Genomic DNA, 14332 nt, shown 5'->3' with positions numbered 1-14332 from the left:
TTGGTTAGGGGGGCCTGTTATGGCCCCCTTTTACGTATCTGATATAAGAACTATCCATGCGGAATATTATCTTCCTGCGGGATACATCGAGGAATAAAACAAATGTCTGGAATTACCGCTGCTTTGGTAAAAGAACTGCGTGAGCGTACTGGCGCAGGTATGATGGAATGTAAAAAAGCGCTGGTTGAAGCTAATGGTGACATCGAGTTAGCCATTGACAACATGCGTAAATCAGGTCAGGCGAAGGCGGCTAAGAAAGCGGGTCGTGTTGCTGCTGAAGGTATTATTCTGGCGGAAGTGGCTGCTGATGGCAAATTCGGTGCTTTGGTTGAGTTGAACTGTGAAACTGACTTCGTTGCTAAAGATGCAGGCTTCATCGCTTTCGGTAAAGAAGTTATGGCAGCAGTATTGGCTGATAAAGTCTCTGACATTGAAATTCTGAAAGCCAAGTTTGAAGAACAACGTACTACACTGGTTGCTAAAATCGGTGAAAACATCAACATTCGTCGCGTTTCTGTATTAGAAAGTGAACAACTGGGTACTTATCTGCATGGCGCACGTATCGGTGTTCTGGTTGCGGCTGAAGGCGCTAATGAAGAGCTGATTAAGCATGTGGCTATGCACATCGCCGCAAGCAAGCCAGAATATGTTAACCCAAGTGATGTCCCTGCTGAAGTTGTTGAGCGTGAGCACCAAATCCAGTTGGATATCGCCATGCAGTCTGGTAAACCACGCGAAATCGCAGAGAAAATGGTTCTTGGCCGTATGAACAAATTCACCGGCGAGATCTCTCTGACGGGTCAGCATTTCGTGATGGACCCAAGCAAAACGGTTGGCGATCTGTTGAAAGAGAACAATGCTAAAGTGACTAGCTTCATCCGTTATGAAGTTGGTGAAGGTATTGAGAAAGTTGAGGCTGACTTCGCAGCAGAAGTTGCTGCAATGAGTAAACAGTCTTAATTTCTATAAACAGAGCCGCCAAATGGCGGTTCTGTTTTATCTAATCTAAACCGTCTATTTCAGTAGGCGTTGAGTTTTTGCATCTGGTCAGAGTGGCTTGGATGTATGTAAATCCCCAATATACTTTTCTGCTTTAGGACAGAACATCATGGCAACCAATGCAAAACCCGTATATCAGCGTATCCTGCTTAAGCTCAGTGGCGAAGCCCTGCAAGGTGCAGAAGGTTTTGGTATAGATGCCAGCGTCTTAGACCGCATGGCTCAAGAGATCAAAGAACTGGTTGAGTTAGGCATACAGGTCGGTGTCGTAATTGGCGGGGGTAACCTGTTTCGTGGCGCGGGTTTGGCTGAAGCAGGGATGAACCGTGTAGTAGGCGACCACATGGGCATGTTGGCAACAGTAATGAATGGTTTGGCTATGCGGGATGCATTACACCGCGCCTATGTGAACGCCCGTCTAATGTCAGCTATTCCTTTAAATGGCGTTTGCGATAACTATAGTTGGGCAGAAGCGATTAGTTTGTTACGTCATGGTCGGGTTGTTATTTTCTCTGCGGGTACTGGCAATCCGTTCTTTACTACAGATTCGGCAGCATGTTTGCGTGGTATTGAGATTGAAGCAGATGTTGTGCTAAAAGCAACTAAAGTAGATGGTGTTTACTCTGCTGATCCGGCTAAAGATGCGGAAGCGGTATTGTTCGATAAGTTGTCTTATCAGCAGGTATTAGAGCGTGAATTAAAAGTCATGGATTTGGCGGCATTTACTTTGGCTCGTGATCATAGCTTACCAATTCGTGTATTTAATATGAATAAACCGGGTGCGCTGCGTCGTGTGGTAATGGGTGAAAATGAAGGTACCCTGATTTTCCACGAATAATGTTCAGAGACACCCGAGATGTTTGGCGGTATGATTAGTCGCCTGATACGTCAAATGTAATAAACATGGTCATAATGACTTATGGCTTGAAAAACAACCAGTTCCCAAGGGTTTGTAACGTGATTAATGAAATCAAAAAAGACGCACAAGACCGTATGGAAAAAAGCGTCGAAGCACTTAAAAACCAAATCAGTAAGGTTCGCACTGGCCGTGCTTCTCCAAGTCTGTTGGACGGTATCACTATTGAGTATTATGGTGCGCCTACACCTCTACGTCAGATTGCTAATGTCATCGCTGAGGATGCACGTACTCTGGCTATTACGGTATTTGATCGTACTATGACTCCGGCGATTGAAAAGGCAATCATGGCTTCTGATTTAGGCCTGAATCCCTCTTCTGCGGGTACAACAATCCGTGTTCCTTTGCCTCCATTGACAGAAGAACGTCGTAAGGATCTGATTAAAGTGGTTCGTGGCGAAGCTGAACAAGGACGTGTTTCTGTGCGTAATATTCGTCGTGATGCTAACGATAAAATCAAAGCCTTATTGAAAGATAAAGAGATCAGTGAAGATGATGAGCGTCGTGCACAGGATGATATTCAGAAGTTGACTGATAATTTCATCAAAAAAGTTGATGAAGCTTTAGCTAAGAAAGAAGAAGAATTGATGGAGTTCTAATCTCTTTCGTGAGATATATCAAGCGTCGCTATCGTGCGGCGCTATTTTTTATCCGGCATTTCTCTGAGGTCATGGGCATTCATAGCCAGACAAATCAGACAAGTATCGATATACATCAAACAGAGCAATTCAGAGCATCAGTATGAAAAGGTTGACCATCCTTGGTTCCACAGGTTCCATAGGCAAAAGTACACTTACTGTAGTGCGCAATCATCCTGATAAATTTGAAATAACGGCGCTTGCCGCCGGGAAGAATGTTCAGGTTATGGTTGAGCAATGTCTGGAATTTCAGCCTCAATATGCTGTGATGGCGGATGAAGTTTCCGCAAAAGAGCTTAGGCAGTTGCTTATTGAACAAGGTTGTTGTAAGACCGAAGTACTTTTCGGCGAACAGGCTGCATGTGATCTGGCTGCTTTGAATGATGTTGATCAGGTAATGTCTGCGATTGTCGGTGTTGCGGGTTTGCTGCCAACACTGGCCGCTATCCGGGCGGGTAAACAGATTTTGCTTGCGAATAAAGAATCGCTGATCACCAGCGGCCGATTTTTTATGGATGCCGTGGTGAAGCATAATGCTCAATTGTTACCCATTGACAGCGAGCATAATGCTATTTTCCAGAGTTTACCTGAGGCTATACAACAGAATCTTGGGTGCGGGGATCTGAAACAATACGGGGTTGCTAATATCATTCTGACAGGTTCGGGTGGGCCTTTTCGCCATACGCCTTTGGAACAGTTGGCCTTTGCGACACCGGACCAGGCTTGTGCCCACCCGAATTGGTCGATGGGGCGCAAGATTTCTGTAGATTCTGCGACAATGATGAATAAAGGCCTGGAATACATTGAGGCGTGTTGTTTGTTCAATGCATCTGCTGCGGAAATGGAAGTGGTGATTCATCCTCAGTCGGTCATTCACTCGATGGTCCGTTATCAGGATGGTAGCGTTATCGCTCAACTAGGAACCCCGGACATGTGTACGCCGATTGCCTATGCAATGGCATACCCAAATCGTATTGCTTCCGGTGTTGAACCTCTCGATTTTTGTTCTTTAGGCACACTGACTTTTTCGAAACCAGATTATGAACGCTATCCCTGTTTGCAGCTGGCTATTGAAGCTTGCCACGAAGGTCAGGCTGCAACTACAGCGCTGAATGCGGCGAATGAAGAAATCGTTAAAGTTTTTTTACAAAATGGAATCTCTTTCACAGATATTGCTATCATAAATCGGCAGGTTGTAGAAAAATTAAATTTACCGGAACCTCAGAGCATTGAAGAAGTCTTACAGATTGATAAGCTCGCAAGAGATTTAGCTATAAAGACTATCAGCTCGTTTATTAGATAGTGTTGCTTTGGCAAATGGGTATTTGTTCGCATTTTTACCTGATGGTATAGTTTTCGTATAACTGTTGGTTGGTATAATTAACAGTTCAGATTTTGGAGGGTTTTCTTTCAGATAATTAGGTCCTTGCCCAAGTCGTGATACAAAACACGGCTTTTTTATGTTTGGATGCTTAAATTTGCAAGAGAATTACCCTAACCAGTATAGGATTAATTGAGTGATATTATCCAGCGATCATCATCAGAACGATTTGTCGTCATTATTACCTAAGCACGTTGCCATTATTATGGATGGCAATGGCCGTTGGGCAAAGAGGCGTGGGAAATTAAGAGTCTTTGGTCATCGTGCAGGGATTAAGGCGGTACGGAGTGCGGTGAGTTTCTCGGCTAAACACAAAATTGAGTCGTTGACTCTGTACGCTTTCAGCAGTGAAAACTGGAACCGGCCGGAGCAGGAAGTCAGCTCTTTAATGGAGTTGTTTATTTTTGCACTAGATAGCGAAATCAAAAGTTTACATAAACATAATATTAGATTATCTGTTATTGGTGATATCAGCCGGTTCAGTGAGCGTTTGCAGGAGCGTATCTGTCGCTCGGTTAAGTTGACTGCTAGTAATACTGGTCTGCAACTTAACATTGCTGCAAATTATGGTGGTCGTTGGGATATAGTTCAAAGTGTTCAGAAAATTGCCCGGCAGATTAAGGATAATTCCCTTGAACCACAGGATATTACTGAGGAATTAGTCAATAATTACATTAATCTGAGTCAGCAGCCTCAGGTTGATTTGGTCATCAGAACCGGCGGTGAACATCGTATAAGTAATTTTCTGTTATGGCAGATAGCTTATGCAGAATTCTATTTTACCGATATACTCTGGCCTGATTTTAATGAAACCGTTTTTGAAGGTGCAATTAATGCCTTTGCCAAAAGAGAACGCCGGTTTGGCGGAACAATACCAGACGATGCCAATGTGGGATCATAGGAGGAACTCTTGCTGAAGTACCGCCTTATAACGGCTGTGATATTAATCCCTCTTGTGATTGCCGCTCTGTTCTTGCTGCCACCAGCCGCTTTCGGGCTGGTTATTATAGCTGTCTCAGTCCTTGCTGCATGGGAATGGGGGCAATTCGCCAGCTTATTTAGCCAAAAGAAACGGGTTATTCTAGCTGTTCTATTTGCTATCGGTTTATTGGCCTTACAATATACTCTGCCAGATTTCACTGATTTGATTGAACAACAGCAAATCACCTTTATCCTATGGATGGGGATGATTTGGTGGATCGTTGCGACTCTTCTGGTTGTTACCTATCCTTCTTCCGCTTTAATCTGGAAGAAATCCATGTTATTGCGCCTCTTGTTTGGTGCCCTGACATTAGTGCCGTTTTACTGTGGAATGATGGTCTTACGGACTCAGGGATATGATGACAATTCATATCACGGTGCATGGTGGTTGCTGTATGTCATGTTGCTGGTATGGGGCGCTGACTCTGGTGCTTATCTATTCGGACGTACTTTAGGTAAACACAAAATGGCGCCAAAAGTTTCGCCAGGAAAAACGCTGGAAGGATTAGTGGGTGGTTTAATAACCGCAGCTATTATTTCATGGTTATTTGGTCAATATGCGCCAGTGCCAGTAATGCCTGAAAAACTCATGTTGTGTTCTGCCATTGTTGTTATCGCTTCGGTATTTGGTGATTTGACTGAGAGTATGTTCAAACGTGAATCTGGTATTAAAGATAGCAGTCAGCTAATTCCGGGACATGGCGGTGTTATGGATCGTATCGATAGCCTGACTGCGGCGATCCCTGTCTTTGCCGGCCTGATATTGCTGGTATTTTGATTTCTCTGTTTGACGGTGTTTAAAGGAATATGATGGGAATTCTTTGGAATCTGGCGGCTTTTATTATTGCGCTGGGTATATTGATCACTGTGCATGAATTCGGTCATTTTTGGGTAGCCAGAAAGTGTGGTATTCATGTTGAACGTTTCTCCATTGGTTTTGGTAAAGCACTATGGCGGCGTACGGATCGTCAGGGAACTGAATATGTCATAGCCCTTATTCCACTAGGGGGATATGTGAAAATGCTTGATGAGCGTGTTTCACCTGTTTCTCCTGAACACCGCCATATGGCATTCAATAATAAAACTATTGGTCAGCGTGCGGCGGTTGTCAGTGCTGGGCCAATTGCTAACTTTTTACTGGCGGTTGTGGTTTATTGGTTGGTGTTTATTATTGGTGTGCCGGCAATACGCCCTGTCATTGCAGATATCAAACCAGATTCTATTGCGGCACAAGCAAATATTTCATCAGGCATGGAACTAAAATCCGTAGATGGTATCGAAACGCCTGACTGGAATTCAGTTCGTTTTGCTCTGATAGGTAAAATAGGTGATGAGAACCTGACTGTTCAGGTCATACCTCCAGGTTCATCGCATCCGGTAGAGAAAATTCTGGATTTGCAGCAATGGCGCTTTAACCCCGATAAACAGGATCCTGTGTTGTCATTAGGGATTATGCCTGTCAGCCCTCGTTTGGATTCTCTGCTGGAGAATGTGACTCCCGGTACCGCAGCGGAAAAGGCCGGTTTACAAAAGGGGGATAGGATAGTTAAAGTCAATGGTCAGGAAATAGATGCTTGGCATACCTTTACATCCTTTGTTAGCAATAATCCGAACGTCCCGCTGGAACTTTCAGTAGATAGGGGGGGTCATATTATTTCTCTTTCTATGACACCGGAAGTAAGACAGCAAGCCAGGGGTAAGGAAGTTGGCTTTGCCGGTGTGGAACTGAGGGTTATACCATTAGCAGACGAATATAAAATAGTTCAGCAATACGGGCCTTTCTCTGCCATTTATCAGGCAGGAGACAAGACTTGGCAACTGATGCGGTTAACTGTCAGTATGATGGGTAAGTTGATCGTTGGTGATGTGAAAGTTAACAACTTGAGTGGGCCTATCTCTATTGCCAAAGGGGCAGGGGTGTCGGCTGATTCAGGCTTGGTGTATTATTTGATGTTTTTGGCGCTAATAAGTGTCAATCTTGGGATCATTAACTTGGTTCCATTACCTGTGTTAGATGGTGGACACTTGCTCTTCTTGATTATCGAAAAGATAAAAGGTGGGCCAGTTTCCGAGCGTGTACAAGACTTCAGCTATCGCATCGGTGCCATAGTACTGGTGCTATTGATGGGGCTTGCACTTTTCAATGATTTCTCCCGCTTCTAGAGCGGAAGACCGGTTAGGAAGACGCATTACAACGATGGCGATGAAAAAGTTACTCATAGCGTCGCTGCTGTTTGGCAGCGCCACTGCATACGGTGCAGACGGGTTCGTGGTTCGGGATATTCACTTTGAAGGTCTTCAACGCGTTGCCGTAGGTGCAGCATTACTGAACATGCCAGTTCGCGTAGGTGATACGGTCAGCGATGAAGATATCGGTCGTACCATTCATGCACTATTTGCTACTGGTAACTTTGAAGACGTTCGTGTCCTGCGTGATGGCAATACACTTATTGTTCAGGTAAAAGAACGGCCGACTATTGCCAGTATTACTTTCTCTGGAAATAAATCGGTGAAAGATGACATGCTGAAACAGAATCTTGAAGCATCTCATGTTCGTGTCGGTGAAGCTCTTGATCGTACTATTTTGTCCAATATCGAAAAAGGGCTGGAGGATTTCTATTACAGTGTGGGTAAATACAACGCCAGTGTAAAAGCGGTTGTTACGCCACTTCCACGCAATCGTGTTGATTTAAAACTGGTTTTCGCTGAAGGTGTTTCGGCAAAAATTCAGCAGATTAACATCGTAGGTAACAAATCATTTTCTTCTGATGAGTTATTGAATCGTTTCCAACTCAGAGATGATGTGCCGTGGTGGAATCTGACTGCTGATCAGAAATATCAGAAACAAAAACTGGCTGGTGACCTTGAAGCGCTGCGCAGTTTTTACCTTGATCGCGGTTATGCCCGTTTTAACATTGATTCGACTCAGGTCAGTTTGACGCCGGATAAAAAAAGTATTTATGTCACGTTGAATATTACTGAGGGGGATCAATACAAAATATCTGGTATTGACCTGAACGGTAATATGGCCGGCTATCAGTCAGAAATCACTAAACTGGCTAACATTGAGCCGGGTTCTCTGTATAACGGGACTCAAGTGACTAAAATGGAAAGTGAAATTAAAAATTTGCTTGGCCGTTATGGTTATGCTTACCCACGGGTGATGACTCAACCTGAAATTAATGATCAGGACAAAACAGTAAAACTGCATGTCAACATTGATGCAGGTAACCGTTTCTATGTTCGTAAAATCCGTTTCTCCGGTAATGACACCAGTAAAGACTCCGTTTTGCGTCGTGAAATGCGCCAGATGGAAGGCGCATGGCTGGGGAGTGATCTGGTTGAGTTGGGTAAAGAACGTCTTAATCGCTTGGGTTATTTCGAAACTGTGGATGTTGAAACTCAGCGTATACCCGGCAGCCCTGATCAGGTCGATATCGTTTATAAAGTTAAGGAGCGTAATACTGGTTCTCTGAACTTTGGGGTTGGTTTCGGTACTGAAAGTGGCGTCAGTTTCCAGATTGGCGCTCAACAGGATAACTGGTTGGGAACAGGCAACTCTGTTGGGGTGAATGCCAGTAAGAATGACTACTCAACCTATGCAGAAATCTCTTTTACCGATCCTTATTTTACGGTTAATGGGGTGAGTCTCGGTGGTCGGGTATTCTATAACGATTTCAGAGCTGATGATGCTGACTTGTCCGGTTATACCAACCAAAGTTATGGTATAGATGGTTTCCTTGGTTTCCCGATTAATGAAAATAACTCCTTACGTTTTGGGTTGGGCTATATTCATAACTCTCTGTCCGAGATGCTCCCTCAGGCAGCAATGTGGCGCTATCTGAAGTCTATGGGTGAGAATCCAAATCTTGAAAGTAAAGCTGACTTTAAAGCGGATGACTTCTCTCTGAATGTAGGTTGGACATACAACAACCTTGACCGTGGTTTTTTCCCAACATCGGGTGTGAAATCGACTCTGAACGGTAAAGTGACCATTCCTGGTTCGGATAACGAGTTCTATAAAGTAACTTTTGATACATCTGCGTATTATCCAATTAATGATGCGCGTACTTGGGTGATTTTGGGACGCAGTCGTTTAGGCTATGGTGATGGGGTCGGCGGTAAAGAGTTACCATTCTATGAGAACTTCTATGCAGGTGGTGCCAGTACCGTTCGTGGTTTCCGTTCCAACAATATCGGTCCTAAGGCTATTTACCTGAATAAGGACGGAAGTCCTAAGGAAAATAGCCCATCTCGTGATGCTGTGGGAGGGAACGCAATGGCAGTCGCCAGCCTTGAGTTGATCACACCAACGCCATTCCTTGATGGTAAATACTCGAATTCTGTCCGAACTTCATTCTTTATTGATTCAGGTACGGTTTGGGATACTGATTGGAGTGATTCTGCTGTAATGAAAGCCAAAGGTATACCTGATTACAGTAAACCAGGTAATATCCGCGTTTCGGCGGGTATTGCATTGCAATGGATATCTCCTTTGGGGCCGCTGGTGTTCTCTTATGCTAAGCCGATCAAAGACTACGAAGGTGATAGATCAGAACAATTCCAATTTAATATTGGCAAAACCTGGTGATAATGCGTTTTTATCTTATTATTGATAAAACAGATTATTGATAAAGCAAGCTTTGAAATCATTGGTTTCAGGGCATTAACGAAGTTTTCCAACATGTTACAGATAGCGTGGTTTAAGGAGTTTATAGTGAAGAAATTGTTGTGTGCAGCAAGCCTCGGTATTGCATTAGCTTTTTCTGCTGGTGCTCAGGCAGCAGACAAAATTGCCGTTGTAAATGTCGGTGAGATTTTCCAGCAGTTGCCTGCCCGTGAAGCTGTTGCGAAACAGTTGGAAAATGAGTTCAAAAGCCGCGCATCTGAACTGCAAAGAATGGAAGCTGATTTGCAGACCAAAATTCAGAAATTACAGCGCGATGGTTCTACCATGAAATCCAGCGAGCGTACTAATCTGGAAAAAGATGTTATGGCTAAGCGTGAAGAATTCGGCAAAAAAGCCCAGGCTTTTGAGCAAGATAATCGTCGTCGCCAAATGGAAGAACGCAACAAAATTCTGAGCCGTATTCAGGACGCAATCAAAGTAGTTGCAGGTAAAGAAGGCTATGACGTTGTAGTTGATGCGAATGCTGTTGCTTATTCAGTATCTGGCAAAGACATTACTGCAAGTGTATTGAAACAGGTTAAATAATAGATGTCTTCAATTCGATTGGCTGATTTAGCTCAACAGTTGAATGCACAATTACATGGTGATGGCGATGTGGTCATCACCAGTATTGCCCCAATGCATTCGGCCAATAACGAACAGATCACTTTTTTGTCTGACAGCCGTTACCGTGAACGTTTAGGTGAATGTCAGGCTGCCGCTGTTGTTCTCTGCGAGTCAGATCTTCCTTATTGTAATGTTCCGGCGTTGGTTGTGGCCAATCCTTATCTGGCTTATGCCTATATGGCTCAGATTATGGATACAACACCGGTTCCTGCACAAGATATTCACCCTTCTGCGGTAATTTCACCTCAGGCAACTTTGGGTAAAAATGTTTCTGTTGGCGCTAATGCTGTTATCGAATCCGGTGTTGTTTTTGGTGACAATGTTGTGATCGGTGCTGGTTGCTTTATTGGCAAAAATACACATATTGGCGCGGGAAGCCGCTTTTGGGCAAATGTCTCTGTTTACCATAATGTTGAAATTGGTGAGCAATGTTTGATTCAGTCAGGGGCCGTTATCGGATCTGATGGCTTTGGCTATGCGAATGATCGCGGTAATTGGGTTAAAATCCCTCAATTAGGTTCAGTCATTATTGGTGACCGGGTTGAGATTGGTGCCTGCACAACTATCGATCGGGGTGCGCTGGACAATACCATTATCGGTAATGGCGTCATTATCGATAACCAGTGTCAGATTGCCCATAATGTTATTATTGGTGATAATACAGCAGTTGCTGGCGGTGTGATCATGGCCGGTAGCCTGAAAATTGGGCGTTATTGTATGATTGGTGGTGCCAGTGTCATTAATGGACATATGGAAATCTGTGATAAGGTAACAGTCACGGGGATGAGTATGGTGATGCGTCCAATCACTGAACCTGGTGTATACTCTTCTGGCATTCCGTCACAACCAAATAAAGTTTGGCGTAAGACAGCAGCTTTAGTCATGAATATCAATGAAATGAATAAACGTCTTAAGTCACTGGAGAGTAAGCTGGAAGGCAAAAACGAGTAATTGCACTATATTTTTGGTTGTGTCTTATTTTTGCGGCCTGCCTGGGAACTCTGGATTTGGGGTTTAAGCGGGCCGTGTCGTTAATATAATTAGTCCTTTTTAGACAGGAAGAGTATTTAGATGAGTGATAATCATACTCTGCACATTGAAGAAATTTTAGATCTGCTTCCGCATCGTTATCCGTTTTTGTTGGTGGATCGCGTTCTTGATTTTGAGGAAGGTAAATTCCTACGTGCAGTTAAAAATGTATCTTTTAACGAACCCTTCTTTCAGGGGCATTTCCCAGGCAAACCTATCTTCCCTGGTGTTCTGATCCTTGAAGCTATGGCACAGGCCACCGGAATTCTGGCATTTAAAAGTGTGGGTAAACTGGAGCCTAATGAACTCTATTATTTTGCCGCTATTGATGGTGCCCGTTTTAAACGCCCGGTAGTGCCTGGGGACCAAATGATTTTAGAAGTTGAATTTATTAAAGAGCGTCGAGGGGTTGCTCGTTGTAGAGGCGTAGCAAAAGTCGATGGGGAAGTGGTTTGCGAAGCAGAAATGATGTGCGCTCGCCGTCGTGAGGTCTAGTCTATGATTGATGAAACCGCTTATATACATCCTAGCGCTATTGTAGAAGATGGCGCAGTTATTGGTGCTAATGTTCGTATTGGCCCATTTTGTTGCATTGGTTCTCAGGTTGAAATTGGCGAAGGCACAGAGCTTAAATCTCATGTTGTTGTCAATGGAATAACTAAAATAGGCCGTGATAATCAGGTTTTTCAGTTTGCCTCGATTGGGGAAATGAATCAGGACCTGAAATATCACGGTGAACCAACCAGAGTTGAAATTGGTGATCGTAACCGTATCCGCGAAAGTGTGACCATTCATCGTGGAACTGAGCAAGGTGGTGGTTTAACGAAAATCGGCAATGATAATTTGTTGATGATTAATGCTCATATCGCTCATGACTGTATTATCGGTGATCGTTGTGTCATTGCGAATAATGGTACTTTGGGGGGGCATGTTATTCTGGGGGATTATGTCATCATCGGTGGTATGAGCGCAATTCATCAGTTTTGTCAGATTGGCTCTCATGCTATGGTCGGTGGTTGTTCCGGTGTGGTACAGGATATTCCTCCATATGTTATTGCTCAGGGTAATCATGCAACACCTTTTGGCATTAATGTTGAAGGTTTGAAACGCCGTGGCTTTGATAAAGATTCATTGCACTTAATCAGAAATGCATACAAGTTATTGTATCGTAACGGAAAAACTTTAGAAGAAGCACAGCAGGAAATTGCTAAGTTGGCTGAAGACAATCAGCATGTAAAAATCTTCAGCGATTTTCTGGCAAATTCTACCCGTGGCATTATCCGTTAAGTAGATGAAGGATACTCCTTTGGCTACCATTTCTTCTATTGATAGTCTGCACCCGCTGACGATTGGATTAGTCGCCGGAGAAACCTCCGGTGATATCCTTGGAGCGGGTTTAATCCGTGCATTAAAAGCCAAAATACCCAATGCCCGTTTTGTTGGTGTTGCGGGTCCTCTTATGCAGGATGAAGGTTGTGAAGCCTGGTATGAGATGGAAGAGCTGGCTGTAATGGGGATTGTCGAAGTTCTTGAACGTCTTCCTCGTTTGCTGAAAATCCGTAAGGATTTGACCACCCGTTTCACAGAACTGAAACCTGATGTGTTTGTGGGCATTGATGCGCCGGATTTCAATATTACATTGGAAGGCCGGTTAAAACAGCAGGGCATCCGTACTATTCATTATGTCAGTCCATCGGTATGGGCCTGGCGTCAAAAACGTGTTTTCAAAATTGGTAAAGCCACCGATATGGTTCTGGCCTTCTTGCCTTTTGAAAAAGCGTTTTACGATAAGTTTAATGTCCCTTGCCGGTTTATTGGGCATACAATGGCGGATGCTATGCCGTTACAGCCGGATAAAGCGGCAGCACGTCAGCTATTAGGTATCCCGCAAGAGGCCGTTTGCCTGGCTTTGTTGCCAGGGAGTCGCCATTCTGAAGTTGAGATGCTAGGTGCTGATTTTCTGAAAACGGCTCAGTTATTGCGGCAAAAGATGCCTGATTTGCATGTGTTTGTGCCGTTAGTGAATGCTAAACGGCGTGAACAATTCGAGCAAATCAAGCAGGAAACTACGCCAGATCTGAATGTCCACCTTGTGGATGGCAAAGCGCGTGAAATTATGATCGCAAGTAATGCTGCACTTTTGGCATCTGGCACGGCTGCTCTGGAATGTATGCTGGCAAAATGCCCGATGGTTGTGGGTTACCGCATGAAACCTTTTACTTTCTGGCTGGCAAAACGTCTTGTAAAAACACCTTATGTTTCATTGCCGAACTTGCTATCCGGTAAAGAGCTGGTGAAAGAATTATTGCAGGAAAAGTGTCAGCCGCAGAAACTTGCAGATGAATTGTTGTCATTACTGCAAGGTAGTGAAAAAGTTGAAGCATTGAAACAGACATTTTTACATCTGCACGAAAGCATCCGCTGTAATGCTGATGAACAAGCTGCACAAGTTGTACTGGAATTAGCAGGAAAATGATGGAATTTATATATCCTCAGGCAAATCTGATTGCCGGAGTTGATGAAGTTGGCCGAGGCCCATTAGTCGGTGCAGTGGTGACCGCAGCTGTTATTTTAGATCCATCCAGGCCGATCGCTGGGCTGGCTGATTCTAAAAAACTCAGCGAGAAACGCCGTGAAGCATTGTATCTGGAGATTACAGAAAAAGCGTTGTGTTGGAGCTTGGGGCGCGCAGAGCCAGAAGAAATTGATCAACTGAATATCTTGCACGCAACTATGCTTGCGATGCAAAGGGCTGTGGCTGGCTTGTCTATTTCGCCTGAATATGTGCTGATTGATGGTAATCGTTGCCCTAAATTGTCAATGCCTGCACAAGCGGTGATAAAAGGTGATGGGCTAGTTGCTGAAATCAGTGCGGCTTCTATCGTGGCGAAAGTGACTAGAGATCGGGAAATGGCTGAACTTGACCAATTATTTCCTGAATATGGATTTGCTAAACATAAAGGCTACCCCACGGCATTTCATTTAGAAAAGCTGGCTCTGTTGGGAGCGACAAAACATCACCGTAAAAGTTTTGCGCCGGTTAAAAGAGCAATTGGCCTTTAAGTTAACTTGTTGACTGAATACAGCTATTC

At 44.0% G+C, this 14332-nt stretch carries 14 protein-coding genes; all 14 read left to right on the top strand.

Annotated features, from left to right (window positions below):
- The first annotated feature begins 102 nt into the window (after window positions 1-102).
- The 14 genes from tsf to rnhB all read left to right on the top strand — a co-directional run bounded on the left by tsf (window position 103) and on the right by rnhB (window position 14303).
- Window positions 103-960: a translation elongation factor Ts gene (gene tsf, locus ACUN2T_RS21985; RefSeq protein ID WP_445495038.1), complete on the top strand. Its 858-nt coding sequence runs from the start codon at window positions 103-105 to the stop codon at window positions 958-960.
- A gap of 148 nt (window positions 961-1108) precedes the next feature.
- Complete coding sequence (gene pyrH, locus ACUN2T_RS21980; protein WP_350306752.1) at window positions 1109-1837, top strand: UMP kinase; 729 nt, start codon at window positions 1109-1111, stop codon at window positions 1835-1837.
- 119 nt (window positions 1838-1956) lie between these two features.
- Complete coding sequence (gene frr, locus ACUN2T_RS21975) at window positions 1957-2514, top strand: ribosome recycling factor (RefSeq protein WP_445495037.1); 558 nt, start codon at window positions 1957-1959, stop codon at window positions 2512-2514.
- A 142-nt stretch (window positions 2515-2656) separates the two neighbouring features.
- Window positions 2657-3856: a 1-deoxy-D-xylulose-5-phosphate reductoisomerase gene (ispC, locus tag ACUN2T_RS21970; RefSeq protein ID WP_445495036.1), complete on the top strand. Its 1200-nt coding sequence runs from the start codon at window positions 2657-2659 to the stop codon at window positions 3854-3856.
- A gap of 217 nt (window positions 3857-4073) precedes the next feature.
- Window positions 4074-4835 (top strand): (2E,6E)-farnesyl-diphosphate-specific ditrans,polycis-undecaprenyl-diphosphate synthase, encoded by a 762-nt coding sequence (gene ispU / locus ACUN2T_RS21965; protein WP_445497954.1) that lies wholly within the window; start codon window positions 4074-4076, stop codon window positions 4833-4835.
- 9 nt (window positions 4836-4844) lie between these two features.
- Window positions 4845-5693: a phosphatidate cytidylyltransferase gene (gene cdsA, locus ACUN2T_RS21960; protein WP_445495035.1), complete on the top strand. Its 849-nt coding sequence runs from the start codon at window positions 4845-4847 to the stop codon at window positions 5691-5693.
- Window positions 5694-5722: 29 nt separating this feature from the next.
- The gene (gene rseP / locus ACUN2T_RS21955; protein ID WP_445495034.1) at window positions 5723-7078 is read left to right on the top strand and encodes a sigma E protease regulator RseP; all 1356 of its coding nucleotides are present in this window, start codon (window positions 5723-5725) and stop codon (window positions 7076-7078) included.
- A 34-nt stretch (window positions 7079-7112) separates the two neighbouring features.
- Window positions 7113-9506 carry an outer membrane protein assembly factor BamA gene (bamA, locus tag ACUN2T_RS21950; protein WP_445497953.1) on the top strand — a complete coding sequence of 798 codons (2394 nt, stop codon included), beginning with the start codon at window positions 7113-7115 and terminating at the stop codon, window positions 9504-9506.
- Window positions 9507-9632: 126 nt separating this feature from the next.
- Window positions 9633-10130 (top strand): molecular chaperone Skp, encoded by a 498-nt coding sequence (gene skp, locus ACUN2T_RS21945; protein ID WP_445373970.1) that lies wholly within the window; start codon window positions 9633-9635, stop codon window positions 10128-10130.
- Between the two features lie 3 nt (window positions 10131-10133).
- Window positions 10134-11162, top strand: coding sequence for a UDP-3-O-(3-hydroxymyristoyl)glucosamine N-acyltransferase (gene lpxD / locus ACUN2T_RS21940; RefSeq protein WP_445495033.1), 1029 nt, complete (start codon window positions 10134-10136; stop codon window positions 11160-11162).
- Between the two features lie 120 nt (window positions 11163-11282).
- Window positions 11283-11735: a 3-hydroxyacyl-ACP dehydratase FabZ gene (gene fabZ, locus ACUN2T_RS21935; protein WP_021324819.1), complete on the top strand. Its 453-nt coding sequence runs from the start codon at window positions 11283-11285 to the stop codon at window positions 11733-11735.
- 3 nt (window positions 11736-11738) lie between these two features.
- On the top strand, window positions 11739-12527 hold the full coding sequence (gene lpxA / locus ACUN2T_RS21930; RefSeq protein WP_445495031.1) for an acyl-ACP--UDP-N-acetylglucosamine O-acyltransferase: 789 nt from the start codon (window positions 11739-11741) through the stop codon (window positions 12525-12527).
- A gap of 4 nt (window positions 12528-12531) precedes the next feature.
- Complete coding sequence (gene lpxB, locus ACUN2T_RS21925; protein WP_445495030.1) at window positions 12532-13716, top strand: lipid-A-disaccharide synthase; 1185 nt, start codon at window positions 12532-12534, stop codon at window positions 13714-13716.
- A complete protein-coding gene (gene rnhB / locus ACUN2T_RS21920) occupies window positions 13713-14303 on the top strand; it encodes a ribonuclease HII (RefSeq protein WP_445495029.1) in 591 nt (196 codons plus the stop codon). The genes lpxB and rnhB overlap by 4 nt, the downstream gene beginning before the upstream one ends.
- The last annotated feature ends 29 nt before the right edge of the window (window positions 14304-14332 follow it).

This window comes from Photorhabdus machadonis, assembly GCF_052657765.1.
The sequence above is the reverse complement of the archived record's forward strand: the minus strand, read 5'-3'. Positions and strand labels throughout refer to the sequence as shown.

Excerpts from the sequence above, each read along its gene's own strand:
- lpxB (WP_445495030.1), top strand. The coding sequence starts at position 12,532 with ATGAAGGATACTCCTTTGGCTACCATTTCTTCTATTGATAGTCTGCAC.
- lpxA (WP_445495031.1), top strand. The coding sequence starts at position 11,739 with ATGATTGATGAAACCGCTTATATACATCCTAGCGCTATTGTAGAAGAT.
- fabZ (WP_021324819.1), top strand. The coding sequence starts at position 11,283 with ATGAGTGATAATCATACTCTGCACATTGAAGAAATTTTAGATCTGCTT.
- bamA (WP_445497953.1), top strand. The coding sequence starts at position 7,113 with ATGGCGATGAAAAAGTTACTCATAGCGTCGCTGCTGTTTGGCAGCGCC.
- rnhB (WP_445495029.1), top strand. The coding sequence starts at position 13,713 with ATGATGGAATTTATATATCCTCAGGCAAATCTGATTGCCGGAGTTGAT.
- rseP (WP_445495034.1), top strand. The coding sequence starts at position 5,723 with ATGATGGGAATTCTTTGGAATCTGGCGGCTTTTATTATTGCGCTGGGT.
- tsf (WP_445495038.1), top strand. The coding sequence starts at position 103 with ATGTCTGGAATTACCGCTGCTTTGGTAAAAGAACTGCGTGAGCGTACT.
- lpxD (WP_445495033.1), top strand. The coding sequence starts at position 10,134 with ATGTCTTCAATTCGATTGGCTGATTTAGCTCAACAGTTGAATGCACAA.
- ispC (WP_445495036.1), top strand. The coding sequence starts at position 2,657 with ATGAAAAGGTTGACCATCCTTGGTTCCACAGGTTCCATAGGCAAAAGT.
- pyrH (WP_350306752.1), top strand. The coding sequence starts at position 1,109 with ATGGCAACCAATGCAAAACCCGTATATCAGCGTATCCTGCTTAAGCTC.